This is a genomic window from Streptomyces racemochromogenes, assembly GCF_039535215.1.
GTDB classification, from domain to species: Bacteria; Actinomycetota; Actinomycetes; order Streptomycetales; family Streptomycetaceae; genus Streptomyces; species Streptomyces racemochromogenes.
Window position 1 is genome coordinate 4,983,522 of sequence record NZ_BAAAWT010000001.1, and the last position, 17,945, is coordinate 5,001,466.

General features: G+C 71.9%; 20 protein-coding genes and 1 pseudogene. 10 read left to right on the forward strand and 11 right to left on the reverse strand.

Features of this window, described 5'->3' with window-relative positions; translation table 11 throughout:
* Nucleotides 1-97: 97 nt before the first annotated feature.
* On the reverse strand, nt 98-682 hold the full coding sequence (locus tag ABD973_RS22920) for a rhomboid-like protein (protein ID WP_345501830.1): 585 nt from the start codon (nt 680-682) through the stop codon (nt 98-100).
* Between the two features lie 188 nt (nt 683-870).
* Between ABD973_RS22920 and ABD973_RS22925 the strand changes: the two genes are divergently transcribed.
* Together ABD973_RS22925 and ABD973_RS22930 are read left to right on the forward strand one after the other, a co-directional pair.
* Entirely contained in the window at nt 871-1,701 is an 831-nt protein-coding gene (locus ABD973_RS22925) for a hypothetical protein (protein WP_345501832.1), read from the forward strand.
* 74 nt (nt 1,702-1,775) lie between these two features.
* Nucleotides 1,776-3,260, forward strand: a complete 1,485-nt coding sequence (locus tag ABD973_RS22930) for a PepSY-associated TM helix domain-containing protein (RefSeq protein WP_345501834.1) — start codon at nt 1,776-1,778, stop codon at nt 3,258-3,260.
* Nucleotides 3,261-3,350: 90 nt separating this feature from the next.
* Here the strand turns inward: ABD973_RS22930 and ABD973_RS22935 are convergent, their stop codons facing one another.
* The 3 genes from ABD973_RS22935 to glnII all read right to left on the reverse strand — a co-directional run bounded on the left by ABD973_RS22935 (nt 3,351) and on the right by glnII (nt 6,381).
* Nucleotides 3,351-3,962: a winged helix-turn-helix domain-containing protein gene (locus ABD973_RS22935; protein ID WP_125820937.1), complete on the reverse strand. Its 612-nt coding sequence runs from the start codon at nt 3,960-3,962 to the stop codon at nt 3,351-3,353.
* 366 nt (nt 3,963-4,328) lie between these two features.
* Nucleotides 4,329-5,273, reverse strand: coding sequence for a DUF6891 domain-containing protein (locus tag ABD973_RS22940; protein WP_345501836.1), 945 nt, complete (start codon nt 5,271-5,273; stop codon nt 4,329-4,331).
* A gap of 88 nt (nt 5,274-5,361) precedes the next feature.
* Nucleotides 5,362-6,381 carry a glutamine synthetase gene (glnII, locus tag ABD973_RS22945; protein WP_125820936.1) on the reverse strand — a complete coding sequence of 340 codons (1,020 nt, stop codon included), beginning with the start codon at nt 6,379-6,381 and terminating at the stop codon, nt 5,362-5,364.
* Nucleotides 6,382-6,580: 199 nt separating this feature from the next.
* Here glnII and ABD973_RS22950 point away from each other — a divergent pair, with 199 nt between their 5' ends.
* The gene (locus ABD973_RS22950) at nt 6,581-7,510 is read left to right on the forward strand and encodes a Gfo/Idh/MocA family protein (RefSeq protein ID WP_345504699.1); all 930 of its coding nucleotides are present in this window, start codon (nt 6,581-6,583) and stop codon (nt 7,508-7,510) included.
* Here ABD973_RS22950 and ABD973_RS22955 read toward each other — a convergent pair.
* On the reverse strand, nt 7,503-8,012 hold the full coding sequence (locus ABD973_RS22955; RefSeq protein ID WP_125820935.1) for a hypothetical protein: 510 nt from the start codon (nt 8,010-8,012) through the stop codon (nt 7,503-7,505). The genes ABD973_RS22950 and ABD973_RS22955 overlap by 8 nt on opposite strands.
* 605 nt (nt 8,013-8,617) lie before the next feature.
* On the opposite strand from ABD973_RS22955, the gene ABD973_RS22960 reads away from it, so the two are divergent.
* Entirely contained in the window at nt 8,618-9,541 is a 924-nt protein-coding gene (locus ABD973_RS22960) for a GDSL-type esterase/lipase family protein (protein ID WP_345501840.1), read from the forward strand.
* 639 nt (nt 9,542-10,180) lie between these two features.
* On the opposite strand, the gene ABD973_RS22965 is transcribed toward ABD973_RS22960, so the two are convergent.
* The gene (locus ABD973_RS22965; RefSeq protein WP_345501842.1) at nt 10,181-10,642 is read right to left on the reverse strand and encodes a hypothetical protein; all 462 of its coding nucleotides are present in this window, start codon (nt 10,640-10,642) and stop codon (nt 10,181-10,183) included.
* A gap of 162 nt (nt 10,643-10,804) precedes the next feature.
* Here ABD973_RS22965 and ABD973_RS22970 point away from each other — a divergent pair, with 162 nt between their 5' ends.
* Both ABD973_RS22970 and ABD973_RS34795 read left to right on the forward strand, forming a co-directional pair.
* A complete protein-coding gene (locus tag ABD973_RS22970) occupies nt 10,805-11,299 on the forward strand; it encodes a hypothetical protein (RefSeq protein WP_345501844.1) in 495 nt (164 codons plus the stop codon).
* Nucleotides 11,300-11,480: 181 nt separating this feature from the next.
* Nucleotides 11,481-11,750 (forward strand): annotated as a pseudogene (locus tag ABD973_RS34795) (IS5/IS1182 family transposase); the annotation flags it as partial.
* A 15-nt stretch (nt 11,751-11,765) separates the two neighbouring features.
* On the opposite strand, the gene ABD973_RS22980 reads toward ABD973_RS34795, so the two are convergent.
* Nucleotides 11,766-11,966, reverse strand: coding sequence for a DUF397 domain-containing protein (locus ABD973_RS22980; protein ID WP_345501846.1), 201 nt, complete (start codon nt 11,964-11,966; stop codon nt 11,766-11,768).
* Complete coding sequence (locus ABD973_RS22985) at nt 11,963-12,772, reverse strand: helix-turn-helix domain-containing protein (RefSeq protein ID WP_345501848.1); 810 nt, start codon at nt 12,770-12,772, stop codon at nt 11,963-11,965. Before ABD973_RS22985 ends, ABD973_RS22980 begins: the two co-directional genes overlap by 4 nt.
* A 195-nt stretch (nt 12,773-12,967) precedes the next feature.
* Between ABD973_RS22985 and ABD973_RS22990 the strand changes: the two genes are divergently transcribed.
* Nucleotides 12,968-13,462: an ATP-binding protein gene (locus ABD973_RS22990; protein WP_345501850.1), complete on the forward strand. Its 495-nt coding sequence runs from the start codon at nt 12,968-12,970 to the stop codon at nt 13,460-13,462.
* Here the strand turns inward: ABD973_RS22990 and ABD973_RS22995 are convergent.
* On the reverse strand, nt 13,452-13,886 hold the full coding sequence (locus tag ABD973_RS22995; protein ID WP_345501852.1) for a MarR family winged helix-turn-helix transcriptional regulator: 435 nt from the start codon (nt 13,884-13,886) through the stop codon (nt 13,452-13,454). The genes ABD973_RS22990 and ABD973_RS22995 overlap by 11 nt on opposite strands.
* Before the next feature lie 64 nt (nt 13,887-13,950).
* Here ABD973_RS22995 and ABD973_RS23000 point away from each other — a divergent pair, with 64 nt between their 5' ends.
* Together ABD973_RS23000 and ABD973_RS23005 are read left to right on the forward strand one after the other, a co-directional pair.
* Entirely contained in the window at nt 13,951-14,805 is an 855-nt protein-coding gene (locus tag ABD973_RS23000; protein ID WP_345501854.1) for an alpha/beta fold hydrolase, read from the forward strand.
* Between the two features lie 291 nt (nt 14,806-15,096).
* A complete protein-coding gene (locus ABD973_RS23005; RefSeq protein WP_345501856.1) occupies nt 15,097-15,708 on the forward strand; it encodes a septum formation family protein in 612 nt (203 codons plus the stop codon).
* Between the two features lie 75 nt (nt 15,709-15,783).
* Here the strand turns inward: ABD973_RS23005 and ABD973_RS23010 are convergent, their stop codons facing one another.
* Together ABD973_RS23010 and ABD973_RS23015 are read right to left on the reverse strand one after the other, a co-directional pair.
* Nucleotides 15,784-17,007, reverse strand: a complete 1,224-nt coding sequence (locus ABD973_RS23010; RefSeq protein ID WP_345501858.1) for an alpha/beta hydrolase — start codon at nt 17,005-17,007, stop codon at nt 15,784-15,786.
* Nucleotides 17,008-17,148: 141 nt separating this feature from the next.
* Nucleotides 17,149-17,532: an ArsC/Spx/MgsR family protein gene (locus ABD973_RS23015; RefSeq protein WP_345501860.1), complete on the reverse strand. Its 384-nt coding sequence runs from the start codon at nt 17,530-17,532 to the stop codon at nt 17,149-17,151.
* A 106-nt stretch (nt 17,533-17,638) separates the two neighbouring features.
* Here ABD973_RS23015 and ABD973_RS23020 point away from each other — a divergent pair, with 106 nt between their 5' ends.
* A complete protein-coding gene (locus ABD973_RS23020) occupies nt 17,639-17,896 on the forward strand; it encodes a hypothetical protein (RefSeq protein WP_125820930.1) in 258 nt (85 codons plus the stop codon).
* Nucleotides 17,897-17,945: the final 49 nt, after the last annotated feature.

The following is a 17,945-nucleotide window of genomic DNA, read 5'->3' on the forward strand; positions in this document are numbered from 1 at the left end:
GGCGGGGTGCGGATGCGGGTGGTGCGCCCGGTGGTGCTCGTTCATGGCGTCGTGCCGGCAAGTGCCGGCAGGTGTCGTCCGGCGCCGACAGGTGGCGTCAGGTATGTGCGATTTTCCGACGGTTTGATCCGGAAAGACAATCGACGGCCACCGACAGCCCTATGCCCACGCCCAGCGCCACGAGGTGCCCGGCGTCGGTGAAGGTCCGCCCGCGCCGCAGCACCGGCTGCGCGGCGACGGCCAGCAGCCCCGCCCGGGCCGAGTTGCGGACCGCCCCCCGCGGCAGCGCCGAGGTGAGGGCGCCCAGGACGGCGTTGAAGCCGTAGCTCGTGCCGACGTCCAGGGCCCGGCGGGTCTCCCGGTCGGCGGTCCGGCGCAGGGCGCCGTAGACCAGGAGGGTCGCCGAGGCGTGCCCGAAGAGGAAGACGGCGGCCGTCCACCACGCCCCGTACGCGTACTCCGCGTAGCCCAGGACCGCGACCAGGAGCAGGGCGTACGGCAGCGGCATGGGCTCCTCGACCACGAAGGCGCTGCTCAGCAGGGTCTCCCAGTGGCCGGTGTCGAGGTTGTCGACGTTCGTCGAGCAGCCGCGCAGCACCCGTTCCCGCTCGGCCGGATCCAGCCGTCCGAGGGCGTGGGCGCCGAGCTGGACGCCGCCCGCGTAGGCCGCTCCCAGCGGCAATGACCATGACCGTGGCGATGGGTTCACCGGTCCATGATCGGACACCGCCCTCTTGCGGGAGGCGGCGGGCCCCGTGAGACCATGACCGGAACATGACTGGATCCCCACCCCGTGCGCCGGTGCGCGGTACGCGGGCCGCGATGTTCGCGGCCGTGTGCGTGGCATTGGGTGCGGTGGGGCATTCGTGCATGTCCGGGATGAATGTCCCCCTCGGCAGCCTGCTGGCCGCCTTCGCCGTCACCGGGGCCCTCGCCTGGGCCGCCGCCGGACGGCGCCGGGGACCGGCCGGCATCACCGCCGCGCTGCTCGCCGTCCAAGGGGTCCTGCACCTCGCCTTCTCCGCCGGCCAGGCCGCGGCACACGGGCACACCGCGCCCGCCCCCGCGGAACCGATGCCCGGCCACCACCACGTACCCGGCATGCGGATGGACGCCCCCACGGGCACCACCGCCGCGGCGGACGGCGCGGCGGGTGCCGGCGACATGGCGGGCGGCGTGGGCGACCTGGTCGACGGGCTGGGCGGCATGGGCGGCGGCGGCATGGCCGGCATGGCCGACATGGCGGGGCACGGCGGCCTCGGGATGATCGCCGCGCACGTCCTCGCCGGGGTCTTCTGCGCCGCCTGGCTCGCCTGGGGCGAGGCCGCCGTCTTCCGGCTCGCCCGCGTCCTCGGCGCCACCGCGCTGCTCGCCGCCCGGCCGCTCGCCCGCGTACTCGCGCTGCTGCCGGCCCGGCCGGCCCCCGAACCGGAACCGCCCGCGCACCGCCCGGCGTACGAACGCCCGCGCCGGCTGCGCGGAGCCGTACACGCCCACACCGCGGTCCGGCGCGGTCCCCCCGGGTGGCGAGACACCCACAGCACGGCCCCGAGGCCGTGCCGCCAGAGCCCCGCCCGGCCGACGGCCCCCGCCGCGTACGCACACCGCGTCGCCGCGGGCCGCCGGTGCGCCCCTTCGCGCGCGCACGCACCGGCCGGAGCGGCACCGGCGGCACCCGTCCCGCACCCCGCGCGCGCCTGACCGGCGCGCTCCGGACGCGGAACGGAGCGGAACCCGGGGCCGGTCCCCCCGTTTCGCCGAACCCTAGGACCGACATGTCCCTTGACGAACTCCAGCACGGCCCCGGCCGTGACGCCGACCCCGTCGGCGCGGCCGACGCGGCCGAAGCCCCGGCCACGTCCCCCCGCCGCACCGGCGGGAGCTGGGCCGCGCTGCGGCCGCTGCTCCTGCGCATGCACTTCTACGCCGGACTGCTGATAGCCCCGTTCCTCTTCCTCGCCGCCGCCACCGGACTGCTGTACGCCGGCTCGTGGCAGGCCGAGCGCGTCCTCTACTCCCACGAGCTGACCGTCGACAGCGTCGGCGAGCGCGCCGTTCCGCTCGGCACCCAGGTGAAGGCCGCCCAGGCCGCCGCCCCCGAGGGCAAGGTGCTCGGCGTGTGGCCCGCCCCCGAGGCCGACGCGACCACCCGGGTCATCATGGAGAAGCCCGGGCTCGGGGAGGGCGAGACCCTCACCGTCTTCGTCGACCCCTACACCACCGAGGTCCGCGGGCAGCTCACCACCTCCGGTGACGCCCTGCCGCTGCGCGCCTGGCTGAGCGAGTTCCACGCGAGCCTCCAGATCGGGGAGTTCGGACGCAACTACAGCGAACTCGCCGCCAGCTGGCTGTGGGTCGTCGCCCTCGGCGGCCTCGCCCTCTGGATCGGCCGCCGCCGCGCCCGCAAGGCAGACCTCGTCGTGCCCGACCGCAAGGCCACCGGCCGCCGCAAGACCCTCTCCTGGCACGGCACCGTCGGCCTGTGGGCCACCGTCGGCCTTGTCGGCCTCTCCGCGACCGGCCTGACCTGGTCCAACTACGCAGGCGAGAACATCGGACAGCTCCAGGACCGACTCGGCGGAGCCACCCCCTCCGTCGCCGCCAAGCTGAACCCCGGCGCGGGCGCCGGCGCCGACGGCGGTGACGAGCACGCCGGGCACGTCATGACCGACGGCATGGAGATGCCCCCGCCCGCCCCCGTCACCGACATCGGCATCGACGGGGCCGTGGCCGCCGCCCGGGCCGCCGGAGTCACCGAGAGCCTGCGCGTCACCCTGCCCGCCAAGGGCAAGGGCTACGTGATCAAGGAGAACGACAAGACGCTGCCGGTCCACCTGGACTCCGTCGCCGTCGACCCCGCCGACGGGCGGGTCATGGACACGCTGCGCTTCGCCGACTACCCCCTGCTGGCCCAGCTGACCCGCTTCGGCATCGACCTGCACATGGGCCTGACCTTCGGGCTCGCCAACCAGATCGCGCTGGCCGCCCTCGCCGTCGCCGTGATGTTCCTGATCGTCTGGGGCTACCGGATGTGGTGGATGCGCCGCCCCACCAAGGAGGACCGCCGCTCGGTCGGCCGCGCCCAGCCGCGCGGAGCCTGGCGGAAGCTGCCGGTGACCGTGCTGCTGCCGTTCGCCTGCGCGACGGCGGTCGTGGGCTGGTTCGTCCCGCTGCTGGGGCTCAGCCTGGTGGCCTTCCTCGTGATCGACCTGGCCGTGGGCTTCGCCGCGCGCCGTCGCGGGGCGGACGCCGCCGCCTGACCGGTGCCCGAACGGCGGTGGGCCCGTACGCGCGAGAGCGGGTACGGGCCCACCGTCATACCGGGCACGTAGGGCGCCGGCCGCCGGGCGTCAGGGGGTGTACTTGTACCCCACGCGGCGGACGGTCTGGATCGCGCCGCGGTGCGCCGCGCCCAGCTTGCGGCGCAGCCGGGCGATGTGGACGTCGACGGTCCGGCCGTCGCCGACGTGCCCGTAGCCCCACACCGTCGTCACCAGCTGGTCCCGGCTGTGGACCCGGTGCGGGTGGGCCACCAGATGGGCGAGCAGCTCGAACTCCAGGTAGGTCAGGTCCAGCAGCTCGCCGTCGACCTCGGCCGTGCGCTGGGCGGAGTCGATCCGCACGAGCGCGTCTCCAGTCGTCGTCGACGGCTCGGACGCAAGCTGGGCGTGCGGAACCGGTCCGGCGACGGGCACGGGGACGGACTGCGGGGCGAACGCGATCTGCTGCTGGTCGGCCGGTACGAGGACCAGGTAGCCGACCATCGGGGGCTGGCCCGGCAGCGTCGGAACGGCGTGCTGGGGCGCGGGCAGCCAGGTGGCGCCCGGCGGGAGCAGGTCCACCACCCGGGCCACCTCGTCCCGGTCCACGGCGCGCAGCCGGTGGCGGGGACTGGGCGGGAAGGGCAGCGGAGCGGTGGTCGCAGCGGAGGCGGCAGAAGCGAAGGAACGGGTGTTCGTCATGAGTGGTCAGCTCTTTCACGCGGAGTGATCGGCAGAAGACGTACGTGTGCATGTGCGAGTGCACGTAGTCGTTGCGTACCGCGCAGACCGAAGGCCCCGGGGCGGGTCTGGTGAGAGGGTCCCGGAGGCTTTAGAGGGCCGGCGCGTTCTCGGCGCGGCAACACACCCGGTCGAAGTCGTGATCCTGACGGGACGGCCAGAACGGCTCCAGGTCGCTGCGACCTGTCGGGAAGTACGAATGGCTGGCCATGGGCGCCATTGAAGCAGAAACCAGGGGCCTGGGGCAGGTGGTATCTCACCTGCTGGATAGCAATCTCATATTCTGTCGTGAAGTCTTCGTCACCCCGTCACAATCCCGACATACCGTCAACCAGAAAGCCGCTTCCGCCAGTCCATCCCGGTCACCCGTATCGCATCGTGGGCCGATCCGTCCCAGGCCCATGCCAGCCCCGCGCCGTCCAGCGCCGCGACCACCTCCCGCCCCACGGAGGCCGTCAGCTCCTCGTCGGGCTCGAAGCCCCCGTAGAGGAGGTACAGGTCCCCGCCGTCGGCCGCCCCCTCCGTGCACTGGGAGTGGAAGAAGACGAAGCCGCGCGCGTCCTCCTCGCCGTCGGCGTGGATCTCGCCGAGGCCGCAGGAGCGGCAGCAGGTGAAGTTCTCCCGCGCGGTGATCCCGCTCGCGCCGAGCGCCTCGAAGGCCCGGGTCAGCCGCTCCGGGTCGGTCTCGCCCACCCATCCGGCCTGCTCCGCGACCCGCTCCCGCCACAGCCGGTCCACCAGGTCCGCCGCCTGCGCCCGGGACACCGGCCGGTCGTCGCCGGACACCAGGTAGTCCTCGGCGCTCTCCGTCAGCGCCGCCCGGTCGTCGTACGCGCAGCGCAGCCAGCCCCGCACGGCCTCTGTCAGCTCCTGCGCCACCTCCGGATCCAGCGGCGCCGCTTCCTCGACCGGAAAGTCGAGCCGCTCCCAGGCCGGCCCCCGGTCCCACTCCTCCTCCCGGGCCGCCCAGCGGAGCATCACCTCCACCACCTCCTGCGCGGAGTCCACGAACGCCTGAAAGTGCCGGTCGGGCGCGCCCTCACGGTGCTCCAACTGGTAGTCGCCGCCGGACTCGTGCCAGACCTGCACGTAGACGTCCGGGTCGTCCGGGACCCGATTCACGACGAGGAACCGGTCGCCGTCCCCGCCTATGCCCGCCACGAGGTCGGACAGCCGCCCGCGGCTCCCGGGGCCGGAGAGGTCGTGGTGGTGGCCGGGTTCGGTGTGGACCCTGATGGGGTGGATCGCGTGGTCCGCGTGCTCGCTGGTCATGGGGACACGGTGACAGGCCTCACTGACAACGGCCGCGGCGCCCGCCTCCGGGAGGGGAGGGTGGGCGCCGCGGCCGGTTCCGGGGCGGTCAGACCAGACCGTCCTTCTCCAGGCCCGTGCAGCAGGTGTCCGTGATCAGGCGGGTCACCACGTACGGGTCCACGTTCGCGTTCGGGCGGCGGTCCTCGATGTAGCCCTTGCCGTCCTTCTCCACCTGCCACGGGATGCGGACCGAGGCCCCGCGGTCCGAGACGCCGTAGCTGAACTCGTTCCACGGAGCCGTCTCGTGCAGACCCGTCAGGCGCTCGTCGATGCCCGCGCCGTAGTTCTTGACGTGGTCCAGCGGCTTGCTGCCCTCGCCCAGCGCCTCGCACGCCGCGATGATCGCGCGGTAGTCCTCGCGCATCGCCCTCGTGGAGAAGTTGGTGTGCGCGCCCGCGCCGTTCCAGTCGCCCTTCACCGGCTTCGGGTTCAGCGTCGCCGACACGTTGAAGTCCTCGGCCGTGCGGTACAGCAGCCAGCGTGCGATCCACAGCTGGTCGGAGACCTCCAGCGGGCCCAGCGGGCCGACCTGGAACTCCCACTGGCCCGGCATGACCTCCGCGTTGATGCCGGAGATCTCCAGGCCGGCGGCCAGACAGTGGTCCAGGTGCTTCTCGACGATGTCACGGCCGAAGATCTCGTCCGAGCCGACACCGCAGTAGTAACCGCCCTGCGCCGCCGGAAAGCCGCCCACCGGGAAACCGAGCGGGCGGGTGCCGTCGAAGAAGGTGTACTCCTGCTCGATGCCGAAGACGGCCTCCTGCGAGGCGAACTTCTCCGCCACGGGGCGCAGCAGCGCCCGGGTGTTCGACTCGTGCGGGGTCATGTCGATGTTGAGGACCTCGCACAGGACGAGGAGGTTGTTCCCGCCGCGGATCGGGTCCGGGCAGGAGAAGACGGGCTGGAGGACCCGGTCCGAGGCGTGGCCCTCGGCCTGGTTCGTGCTCGAGCCGTCGAAGCCCCAGACCGGCAGCTCCGCACCGTCCGCAAGGATCTTCGTCTTGGAGCGGAGCTTCGCCGTCGGCTCGGTGCCGTCGATCCAGATGTACTCAGCCTTGTAGCTCACGGGACCATCCTGACTCTGCGGGTGCTGCGGGACGCTGCGGTGTTGACCGCAGCGTGCCCCGTGGCGATTTCTCATCCGTTGCCCGTGCGTGAACCCCGTGTTACCGGGGTTTACGCCGCAGGTCGGGTGGCTTGATCGAGTCGGTCACCGTACATCCGTCCGGGTGCGGCAGACTGGGCGGGTGAGCATTTCATACGATTTGAACTCCGCCGGTGGCGCCCCGGACGAAGGCCCCCGGCGCCCCCGCCCCCGCGTCGGCCTGCTCGGCACCGGCCCCTGGGCCCGCCGCACCCACGCCCCCGCCCTCGCCGCGCACACCGGCTCCGAGTTCGCCGGAGTCTGGGGCCGCCGCCCCGAAGCCGCGGCCGAGCTCGCCGAGGCGTACGGCGTGAAGGTGTACGAAGACCCCGACGCCCTGTTCGCCGACTGCGACGTCGCCGCCTTCGCCCTGCCGCCCGACGTCCAGGCCCCGCTCGCCGTGCGCGCGGCCGCCGCCGGCTGCCACCTGCTGCTCGACAAGCCCGTCGCCACGACCGTGGCGGACGCCCGCGCCGTCGCCGCCGCCGCCGCGGCGCACGGCGTCGCCTCCGTCGTCTTCCTGACGCTGCGCTTCGCCGAGCCGACCGCTGGGTGGGTCCGCGAACAGGCCGGGCGCTCCGGCTGGTTCACCGCCTCCGCGCACTGGCTCGGGGCGGTCTTCCCGCCCGACGGCGAGCCCAGCGCGTACGCCGACTCCCCCTGGCGCAAGGCCAAGGGCGGCCTGTGGGACGTCGGCCCGCACGCCCTGTCCGTCCTGATCCCCGTGCTCGGCGAGGTCACCGCCGTCACCGCCACCGGGGGCCCGTCCGACGTGGTCCAGCTGGCCCTGCGGCACGCCTCCGGAGCCGCCAGCACCGCCGTGCTCAGCCTGGGCGCGCCGCGCGCGGCCGCCGGGGTGGGCCTGGAACTGCGGGGGGGCGAGGGCGTCTTCTCGCTGCCGGACTGGAGCGACGTGCCGGGCGCCTACGGGCGCGCCCTGGACGCACTGCTCGACGCCGCCCGGACGGGGGTACCCGACCCGCGCGGGGCGGAGTTCGGGGCCCGGCTGACGGAGATCCTGGCCGAGGCGGAGGGGCAGCTGCCTACTTGATGACGGCGTTGGCGACGATGATCGCCAGCCCGATGGCTGCGTCGGCCAGGCCGATGAGCAGCGCGGAGGCGATCCGGTAGCCGACCCGCAACGCCACGAAGGACCCCCAGGCGAACAGCAGCGCGGTGTTCAGCCCGAGCCCGACCGCCGTCACCCCGTACGGCTCCCAGCCCGCGATCTCGGCGAGCAGGAGCAGGAGCAGGGTGGGGACGGTGGCCGCGATCATCGGCCACTCGTTCCACAGCGCCCGGGCCAGCAACCGCCACCGGTGCGCGGCGGCACCGGCCAGGTGGTCGGCCATGTGGTGCGCGTACCCGTGCGCGAGGGCTGCGGCGGCGGCGGTGACCAGGATCCAGGCGGCGTCGGCGAGCGGGGTGTAATGCCCGCCCCGCTCGTCCAGCGCGGCCAGCAGCGCACTGGCCAGCACGGTCCCGTACACCCCGCCGAACATCCAGTCGGCTCCCCGGCGGTGACGGGTGGGGCGGGATGTGGGCTGGGACATGGGGTGGTCCTTTGGTGGGGTTTCGTACTGTTTTCTCCTCGGGCCACCCTAAGGGGGACGGGGGTGGGGGCGGCGTGAAGGTGGGGGCCGGGTGCGGGTGCGGGTGGGCGGTGTCCCCCGGGGCGGTCTCATCGATGGTTGGGGGCTTCCCGTCAGTCCCATCGTCCTTCCGGTTCGGGCCGGTCCCTCAAGGGCGCTCCTTCGTCGCGTCGCTACGCGATGGCCTTCGGCCACCCTTGACCGACCGACCCGAACCGGAAAGCCGAAAGACTGCCGGGAAACCCCCAAAGAAACGGGACGGACGATCCTGGGAGGGGCGGGCGTCTCAGTGCTGAGGCGAGGGGTCGGTGGCCGGCCCGCCCGACATACGGGCCCTCAAGAGTCGAGATTCGGAGCCGGTGCGCGACTACCCGCACGAGAGGTCGATCAGAGCCCCCTCCAGACCCCCCAGGCGCGTCAGATCGCTACGCGCTCCTCTCGTCTCAGCGTCCGGCGACCGCCTGTGGCTGCTACCCGCACCGGAGGACGAACGGAGCAGCCCGGGATGCGCAGGGGGATGGGTACCTTGATCCACACAGCTGATCGATTCTGAAGAAAGCCTCATCGTGAGCGATTCGCGCCCCCACGTCCTCTTTTCGTTCGGCACGTTGATGGACCCCAAGGTCCAGACGGCCCTCTTCGGCCAGGTCGTACCCAGTCGCCCCGCCTCGCTGGCCGGGTACGCGACCAGGCCGCTGAAGATCACAGACCCGGACGTGATCGCCGCCAGTGGCCTCGACGTGCACCTGATCCTGGAGCGCAGGATCGGTGGTGTCGTCGACGGAGTCGTTCTCGAGCTCACTGACGAGCAGTTGGTGGCGGCCGACGGCTACGAGGTCGACGACTACGCGCGACGACGGGTGCTCCTCGCCTCCGGGGAGAGTGCCTGGGCGTACCTGGACGCGAAGCCGCTGCGGCCGGCGGCGCGGATCCTGATCGTGGGCGACAGCATCGCCTACGGGCGTTGCGACCCGGAGGGGGGATGGGCCGCCCGGCTGGCGGCTACGCACATCGCCGAGAACGAGGCCGCGCACCGGGTGTTCAACCTCGCCATACCCGGCACGACCCTGGCCGCCGTCAGCGAGCAGACCCCCGTCCTGTTGCGCCCTCGCCTGCCCGACACCATTCTTCTCGCCGCAGGGATCAACGACTCCGCCGTCCCCCTCGCGGCGCCGGACACCGACGGGCTGGCGGACATCGCGAACGGTCTCGACGCGCTGGCGGCCACCGCCCATGCGCACAACGCGCGCCTGGTCGTCCTCGGACCGATCTGGCTGGACGAGGAACGGACCGGGGACTACGAGGGTCTACGCTTCACCCGGGACCGGGCCCTGAGGCTGCGCGAATCCCTGCGGAACTGGTGCGCCGACAACCACGTCGACTTCGTCGACATGTGGGACCCCCTGCGCGACCGGCCCGACCTCCTCGTCGACGGCATACACCCCAGTGGCGAGGGCCACCAGGCACTGTACGAGTACCTCGTCGGCTGACCGCTTCAGCCGCTTGCCGCCCACGCGCTTCCCGCCCGTCCTGACCACCCTCTGGTGCAGGTATCAGCCACAGGCGGTCGCCGGCCGCCGAGACGAGAGGAGCGCGTAGCGATCCGTCGCGCCCGTCGGATCCCTGCGCTGCTCCGCTCGTCCTCTCGTGCGGGTATCAGCCCAGGACGGCCGTCGGACGCTGGGAGATGAGGAGCGCGTAGCGATCTGACGCGTCTGGGGGCTTCCCAGGTCGCCCGCATCAACCTTTGGTGCGGGTTGCCGCGCCCCTGGCCCGGGATCACGGACGTGGGGGGCGGATGTAGGGCGGGCCGGCGCCCGGCCCCTCGCCTGGTCCCTGAGACGCCCGCCCCTCCAAGGATCGTCCGTCCCGTTTCTTTGGGGGTTTCCCGGCAGTCTTTCGGCTTTCCGGTTCGGGCCGGTCGGTCAAGGGTGGCCGAAGGCCATCGCGTAGCGACGCGACGAAGGAGCGCCCTTGAGGGACCGGCCCGAACCGGAAGGACGATGGGACTGACGGGAAGCCCCCAACCTGCTCTGAGACCGCCCGAGGGGACCCCGCCCCCCGGCCTCCCCCGTACGCAGGGAAAGCCCCGCCCGATCCCGGACGAGGCCCTCCCCAACCCCCTCCGGTCAGTCGCCGGTGTTGGTGGCCCAGACGGGGCGGCCCGAGCCGTCGTAGACGACGGCGTTGCCGTCGTCCTGGACCGCGAGGTAGCGGCCCTTGGACCAGGTGCCGGCGGCCCACACGGGGGTGCCGGAGCTGTCGTAGACGACGAAGTTGCCGTCCTCCTGCATGACGGCGGTCGCGGCCTTGGGCCAGACGTTGGGGGCCTGCCAGGCCGGGCGGCCGTCCTTGTAGAGGACGAAGTTGCCGTCCTCCTGGACCCGGAGGACGGTCCGGCCGTTGCCGGAGGTCCAGGCCTGGTTCTTGCGGATGGTGGAGGGGGCGTAGAAGTGGGCGTCGCGCCGGAGGGCGTTGGCGGACGCGGCGGCGTTGGCGGGGGTCGCGTCGGCGGCCGGCACGGCGGTCAGGACGGGCAGGAAGGCGAGTGCGAGCGCGGGCAGACCGCGCCTCACGAGGTTCTTGATCATGCCGACCGTTCTAGGCGCCCCGCACCTGCCCGCGACAGCGCAGAAACGACGCCCTCACCCGTTCGGCCCATCCCTTTCACCAGCCGAAACGCCACTTCGCCCCCGGCGCGCCAGGCCGTCTCCTTTGGATCTTGTTGGCCAGCCTGCATCCACCAGCACCGCATGGGACGACAGATGCCTGTGGTTGCCAACGGCCCGGCAGAATGTGGTGTGACCTGTGATGTCTGTGGCCATGAGATGCGGCGGATGCCGGTGGGTGAACCGTCGATGTGGGACGTGGCGGTGAAGGAACGCTGGTTCTGTCCCTGGTGCTATGCGTGGACCAAATTCGGATACGACCCGCGCGAGGTCTCGCGGCCGCAGTACGGCTACATACCGTGGGAGCGGGCGGAATCCCCCCGACTTCCGGAGGGCATCGCCCACGTGTACGACGCGGCGTACGCGTACTCCGCCGACGGACTGGGTGCGACGCTGTGCGGGCTGGCCCATGAGGGCCTCACAGCCTCGCCGTACCTGTGGATGTCCGAGTGGTCGAGTGCTTGCGAGGCGTGCAAGGAGGCGGTTTCGGTCATCGACGAGCGCTGGCCTCTGCATATGCGGAACGGCAACCGGGTCTCTCCCGCCCCGCCTCCGGGTTCCGACTGGCCGCCCTTCTAAGCGCTCCATTTAGAACATCTGATCCCTGGTCCGGTGTGTCGATGACTGACGCCCAGCGGGCCCGCATTGAGTCGTTGTTGCCGGACCGGAGCCCTCGGCGGAGCGGGAGGCCGACGGCACGTGGGCGGAGGTCTTCACCGCCCTGCTCGCCCGAGCCGACGCCGAGGGCGACCTCGACTGGCGCCGGTGCAGGCCGCTCGCGTTCGTCATTACGCCGGGACAGGCTGGTGACGCACCCGCGTTCGAGCAGGTCATGGCCCGCCGGCGCGTGTCCAGGCTGATCGGCCGCCCACGATCGCGACCGCCGGCCTTCGACCGTGAGGCCTACAAGGAGCGGAATACCGTCGAGCGATGTATCAACAAGCTCAAGCAGTGGCGTGGCCTGGCCACTCGCTTGGGCAAGGACACCACCGTCTACCTCGCCGCCATCTTCATCTGGTCGGCGAGATGATCCGAAGGAGACGACCTAGGGGATGGCCGTGACGCCGCCGAGGAACGCGCCCCAGGCTGCATGTGTTACGGCCACCTCGGGGCCGCCCGTTGCCTTGGAGTCTCGGATGCGGACGGTTTTCGCGCCAGGGGCGATCTCCACGCAGTTGCCTTGTTCGGGGCCACTGTGACTGGACTTGACCCAAAGCTCCTGTCGCGGGGGCGGAAGTATCTTCACGTCAGTTTCTCCATCTGATCTCTGATGAGGTCTGCGCTGCGCCGTGCAGGGAGGGCCTCGCCCATCAGGTCTTCGAAGGCGCGCTGTGCTGCCCGCACGTGCTCAGGCTCTTCGAGGATTCCGATAGTACGGTGCGCCTCCACGCAGACCACTGTCACGTGGTTCGGGGCTGTGAGGAAACTCGCCGAACCGGTGAGGAGAAAGTGTGCTTCTGCGTCCAGCGGTAGCACGCGGATGCCCGTCGTCGGACGTTCCGCGTGAGTGAGAAGGGCAGCGAGCTGACCACGCATTGCCTGGCGCTGGCCCAAGTGCCGCCGGAGTACTGATTCGCACAGCACCACACGCAGTTGGGGCGGGGCGGCTCCACGAAGGATTTCCTGCCGTGTGAGCCGGGCCCGTACCCCCTTCATGATCTCAGCCTCGTCGGCGCGGGGGTCGCCCTTGCAGAGGATGGCGCGAGCGTAGTCGGCGGTCTGCAACAGCCCCGGCACGACGTTCTGGGACCACTCACAGATGGCGATTGCCTTCCGCTCCAGCTCCATGCGTCGTTGGTAGATCGCAGGGAAGCTCTGCGCCACCGTCTCCTCGTACAGCCGCTTGAAGAGGCCGTCCGTCTCGAAGACCTGGTCCAGGACCGCCGGCAGCTCCGGAGGGATCGGTCCTTCACCGGACTCCATCCGGCTGATCGTGCTCTTCGACGTGCGAGCCAGACGGGCCGCGTTGGTCTGGGTCAGGCGGCGCTCCGGGTACAGCTCCCGAGCGCTCTTGAGCTCCTCGGCGAATCGGCGGCGTGGATCCGAGTCCACAGACGTCCCCTTCCCGCGTTCCCGTGCGGTTGGTCACGACCGGCTGTGACGTGTTTCCGCAGGTCGGCCGGGCCGGAATATGCCACTCCGACCAATGCCCAGGTCGGTCACCTGGATGCTTTCGATCGTAGCCCCGCCTCCGTAACTCTGGTCTCACGCAAGGTGATTGAGTACTCGAACGAATGGTGGGATGTCATGCATGACGCGACGGGCGCTGGTGGCGACAGTGACACGGAATGGCTGGCCGGTGTCCTCCCCCAGCTCGACCAGGCCTGGGCCGATCTGGTCACCGGCCTGGACGCGGCCCTGCAGGGCTTCGTCTTCGTGCAGCGGTTCAGCGCCACGCCGCGCGGCGCCCGCCTCGCCCGGCATCTCGCGCTCGTGCAGCTGCACGCCTGGGGGATCCCCCACGGCAGCGGCGTCGCCGACGGCGTCGGACTCGTGATCGCCGAGCTCGCCGCCAACGCCGTGACGCACGGGCGGGTGCCGGGGCGGGACTTCGAGCTGCGGGTCGTCCGGCTCGACGGGGTGGTGCGGGTCGAGGTGTCCGACGGGCGGCGGGACCGGCTGCCCTGTACCCGCGAGGGCGGGTACGGGATGCGGATCATCGAGGGGGTCGCCGCCGGGTGGGGGGTCTCGGACCGGATGGTCGGGAAGACCGTGTGGGCCGAGTGCCCGCTCAGGCCGTGAACGCCTCCCTCGCCGCCGTCAGGAAGGCGTGGATCGTGGTGCGTTCGGCGGGGGAGAGGGGGGCCAGGGCTTCCAGGACGCCGTTCAGCATGGGGCCGAAGAAGTCCTGGCCCAGGGTGACGGCCTCCGGGCGGACGCGGATGAGGACGCGGCGGCGGTCGGCGGGGTCGCGGACGCGTTCCACGTGGCCCAGGCGCTCCAGGCGGTCGACCACCGCCGTGGTGCCGGCCGAGTTGAGGCCGAGTCGGGTGCCCAGGAGGCCCGGGGTGGCGGGTTCGGCGGCGCGGGTCGCGTCCAGGAGGCAGATCAGGGCCCGCACGTCGGTCGGGTGCATGCCGTTGGCGGCGGCGAACTCCGCCTGGCGCAGGCCGAATTCGACGGTCACCGCGCGCAGCAGGTGCACCAGTTCAAGGTTGTCGTCCACATCGCTCCGCTCTAGTATCTCTCGCTGGGCGAGATTATCGCTCACCGAGGGATTGGAGTCGACCGTGTCCCGTACCCCCTTCCGCACCGCCTACGACCAGGCCCTCGCCCAGTGGCCCGTCCCCGTCGAGGCCGTCGACGTGCCCACGCCGTACGGGGTCACCCGGGTCAACAGCTGCGGGCCTGCCGATGCCTCCGCGTCGCCGCTGGTGCTGCTGCCCGGCGGTGGGGCCAGTTCCACCGTGTGGGGAGCCTGCGTCGCGGCCGGGCTGGGGCGGGACCGGCGGGTGCATGCCGTGGACCTGGTGGGGGAGCCCGGGCTCAGCGTGCCGGCGCCCGGGCGGGCGGTGCGCCGGGTCGGGGACCTCACCGCCTGGCTCGACGCGCTGCTCGACGGGCTCGTAGGCCCCGGCGGCGGGCCCGTGACCCTGGCCGGGCACTCCTACGGGGCCTGGATCGCCGCCCACGCCGCCGCCCAGCGGCCCGGGCGGTTCGACCGGCTCGTCCTGCTCGACCCGACCCGGGTCTTCGCCGGGCTGCGCCCCGGGTACGTGCTGCGGGCGCTGCCGATGCTGGTGCGGCCCACCCCGGCGCGGGTGCGGTCCTTCCTGGCCTGGGAGACCGGCGGGGCGGTGCTCGACCCCGCCTGGACGCGGCTCCAGGAGGCGGCGGCCGCCTTCCCCACCGTGCGGCCGGTCACCGGTCCGCGCCCCGACCTGGCCCGGCTCGGCGGGCTGCCGGTGCAGGTGGAGGTCCTCTTCGCCGGGCGGGCCCGCTGCCACGACCCCGGCCGAACCGCCGCCGCCGCGCGGCGGGCGCTGCCAGGCGCGCGGGTCGACGTACTCCCCGGGGTCTCGCACCACGCGCTGCCGGCAGCGGCGGCCGAGGAGATCGCCCGACTGCTGGACCCGCCGGCCTGAAGGCCTGGATCCGTCACGACAGGCGTGGCCGGGCCTTGCTGGGTAGCGTGGGTGGTGGCACAGCACCATCGGTGCGCACGCGTCGGCCGGGCCGGCCGAGGCATCCCACCCGCCGAAGGCATCTGAGACCACGCCGGGCGTGGAGCGCCCGCCGTCGCCCCTCGTCGCCCCCCGTCGCCGCCGACTGGGCCCGGTCCGACGCCATGCACCAGCAGAGCCCCCAACCGGTGACCACGGCGTCACCGCCTGGCCGTTGGTTGCGACTCCCACTCCGCGCAAGGAGGGCCGCGCATGTCCAGACCGCCACTTCTACCGTCGTGGCCCGACCCCCACCCGTGGCGGGGACCGCACGGACGGCGGGACCGCCCCGGGCCGCACGCGCGGTCCGTCCTGGCATTCGCCCTTCCGGGCCCGGCCCTTGCGCTCGGGCTGGTCCTCGGGTTCTCCGGAGTCCCGGACGGTGCCACCCTGCCGAAGCACGACACCAGTGGCCAGGTCACCGGGCTGGTCGCCAGTGATGTGGAGGAAGTCCGCGCGGGCGACTGCTTCACCACGGACGACGATCTGAAGCAGTACGAAGGAGAAGGGGGCGGCAAGGCCTCCACCCAGGTGCGCCTCGTGCCCTGCGACGAGCCTCACGACGGGGAGGTGTACGCCGTCTTCAGCCTGCCGGACGGCGCCTACCCGGGCAAGGAGAAGATCCGTCCGATCGCCGAGGACACGTGCGGAGACGCGGTACTCAACGCGTACACGGGCGCCGCCGCGAAGCTCCCCGAGAAGCTGAAGCGGTATTACTTCTCTCCGAGTCCCTCCACCTGGGACATTGGCAAGCGCCATATCGTCTGCTTCGTGGGCGACGAGACCGGTACGAGCACCGGCTCGGTTCACCACCCCGGCTCCTGAGCCCCGCTCCAGAGCAGGAGTCCCAGGACTCGGTCACAGGTCTGTGGCCACCGGGTTTTCCGATGTCGGTGTGGGCTAGCCGGCGTTCGGCTTCGGGCCCTTCATGACCTTGCTCAGGGCCTCCAGGCCCTGTTCCTTCATGCCGCGCACGTAGTCCCAGCCGTTGTGGTCGCCGCCCTTGATCTCGTACAGGTCGATCTTGATGGGGCCCTTGCCGTTCTCGCGCTGGAACTTCTCCAGCCGTTCCCGGCCGCCCTCCTTCGTCCCGTACTGGAAGTTGACGTAGACCTCCGGCCCCTTCGACTGGATCAGCTTCTGCGCCAGCTTGGCGGGGTCGTTGGCGTCCATCTCCGCCTTGTTGTTCTTCCACAGCGGGGAGTCGGGGGCCGTCTCGCCGCCGTTCGCGATCACGCCCCGGAACTTCTCCGGGTGCTGCATGACCTGCTTGAGGCCCACGAAGGCGCCGGAGGAGTTGCCCATGATGGCCCAGCCGTCGCGGGACTTGTACGTGCGGAAGTTGGCCTTGGCCAGGTCGGGGACGTCCTCGGCGATCCAGGTGCCCATCTTGGGCTGCCCGGGGATGTCGGAGCCGTCGTAGTAGTTCTTGTTGTCGGGGTTGAGCAGCGGCATGACCAGGACGAAGGGCAGGCCCGTGCCCTTGGCGGAAGCCTCCGCTATCGCCTTCTGGAGACCGATGTTGGGCATGGTCGCCCAGTAGTTGTCGGGGTAGCCGTTGCCGCCGGGGAGGGCGATCATCACGGGGAAGGCGCTGTTGGCGTACTTCGGGTCGTCGTACTCCTTGGGCGTCCACACCCAGACGTCGCCCTCGAAGCCGGACTTGGCGCCCTTGAGGCGGGTCTTCGATATTCGGGTGCCGTCGTCGAGCTTGGTGGTTTGCTTGAACTGTGCGGCGGGGCCCGCCGGCAGGGAGACGTCCGGGTCGGGGCCGGTCGCGGCCGCGCCGCCGCCGGAGCCCTCGCCCGCGCCCTGGGCCGGGGGCTTGGGCTTGGCGAAGGTGACGTCCTCGCCGTTGCCGTCGAACCAGTCCGTCCCCCAGTACGCGTAGCCGCCCCCGCCGGCGAGCAGCGCGGCGACCACGGCCCCGCCGATCCAGAGCTTGGCCCGGGACCGCTTGGGGCGGGGCGGGCCGAACGGCGGCTGCCCGCAGTGCACGCACAGCTGCTCCGGGCCGGCGCCGGGCCCGGGACCGTGGCCGGGGCCCATGGGCGGGTGCCCGTACGACGGCTGCGGCTGCGGCTGCTGCGCGTACGGCGATGTCTGCGGGTACTGCTGCTGCAACGAACTTCACTCCGAGCGGTCGGGGCTGCCCAGCGGGCGAGCGGAGGTATCTCCCTGTCAGTCCTGATGGGAGAACGTACCCTCCGGTTGCAGAACCGGCAGAATTTGCCCTGTTTATTCATTTATGGGAGGTCGTCGTGATCATCCGCGGCCTTTGCCCGTGCGGGAGAGGGCGTCGCGGACGGCCTCCTCCGAGCGGGCTACCACCGCCGTGCCGTCCTCGGCGGTGATGATCGGGCGCTGGATCAGCTTCGGGTGGGCGGCGAGGTGGGCGATCCAGCGGGCCCGCGCCCCGTCCGTCTCCTCGCGCGGCAGGTCCCGTACGCCGGTCTCCTTCGCGAGGGCGTCGGAGGTGCGCGTGATGTCCCACGGCTCCAGCCCGAGGCGGCCCAGCACCTCCCGGATCTCGGCCTCGGACGGTACGTCCTCCAGGTAGCGGCGCACCGTGTAGTCGGCGCCCTCCGCGTCCAGCAGGGTCAGCGCGCTCCGGCACTTCGAACAGGCGGGATTGATCCAGATCTCCATGCCCGCAAGGGTAGTCAGACTCTGTCCGGCCAGGGCTTTTGTCAGTGCCCGCCGGTAAAATCGAAGGAGAACGACAGGAAGCCAACTACCGTTTGGGAGGCTGTAGATGGCCGCTGCCGCGATCATTTCGATGCCCAAGAAGAAGCCGCTGCCGGCGGGCCTGCCCCGCGAGTGGTACGAGAACCACAACCGCCGTCTGAAGGCGATGCGGCTCGCGATCTCCCTGCTCGACACGGGGACGTACGACGCCAAGCGCGCGACCAACCGCAAGATACGCACGATGGCGGTGCGGGTGGGCATCCGCCGCCCGTCGAACGTCACCTGCCGGATGGTCCGCGCCTTCATCGTGGCCAACGGCGGCTGACGCACGGGTGCGCAGGCGGGGGCGGCGGCCGGCCGGCCCGGGGAAGTGC

Bases quoted from the DNA above. Each gene is read 5' to 3' on its own strand.
- ABD973_RS22940 (WP_345501836.1), bottom strand. From the start codon at position 5,273: ATGACCAGCGAGCACGCGGACCACGCGATCCACCCCATCAGGGTCCAC.
- ABD973_RS22925 (WP_345501832.1), top strand. From the start codon at position 871: ATGTCCGGGATGAATGTCCCCCTCGGCAGCCTGCTGGCCGCCTTCGCC.
- ABD973_RS22930 (WP_345501834.1), top strand. From the start codon at position 1,776: ATGTCCCTTGACGAACTCCAGCACGGCCCCGGCCGTGACGCCGACCCC.
- ABD973_RS22935 (WP_125820937.1), bottom strand. From the start codon at position 3,962: ATGACGAACACCCGTTCCTTCGCTTCTGCCGCCTCCGCTGCGACCACC.
- ABD973_RS22990 (WP_345501850.1), top strand. From the start codon at position 12,968: ATGCATGACGCGACGGGCGCTGGTGGCGACAGTGACACGGAATGGCTG.
- ABD973_RS23020 (WP_125820930.1), top strand. From the start codon at position 17,639: ATGGCCGCTGCCGCGATCATTTCGATGCCCAAGAAGAAGCCGCTGCCG.
- ABD973_RS22955 (WP_125820935.1), bottom strand. From the start codon at position 8,012: ATGTCCCAGCCCACATCCCGCCCCACCCGTCACCGCCGGGGAGCCGAC.
- ABD973_RS23015 (WP_345501860.1), bottom strand. From the start codon at position 17,532: ATGGAGATCTGGATCAATCCCGCCTGTTCGAAGTGCCGGAGCGCGCTG.
- ABD973_RS22965 (WP_345501842.1), bottom strand. From the start codon at position 10,642: ATGATCAAGAACCTCGTGAGGCGCGGTCTGCCCGCGCTCGCACTCGCC.
- ABD973_RS23005 (WP_345501856.1), top strand. From the start codon at position 15,097: ATGTCCAGACCGCCACTTCTACCGTCGTGGCCCGACCCCCACCCGTGG.
- ABD973_RS22970 (WP_345501844.1), top strand. From the start codon at position 10,805: ATGGGACGACAGATGCCTGTGGTTGCCAACGGCCCGGCAGAATGTGGT.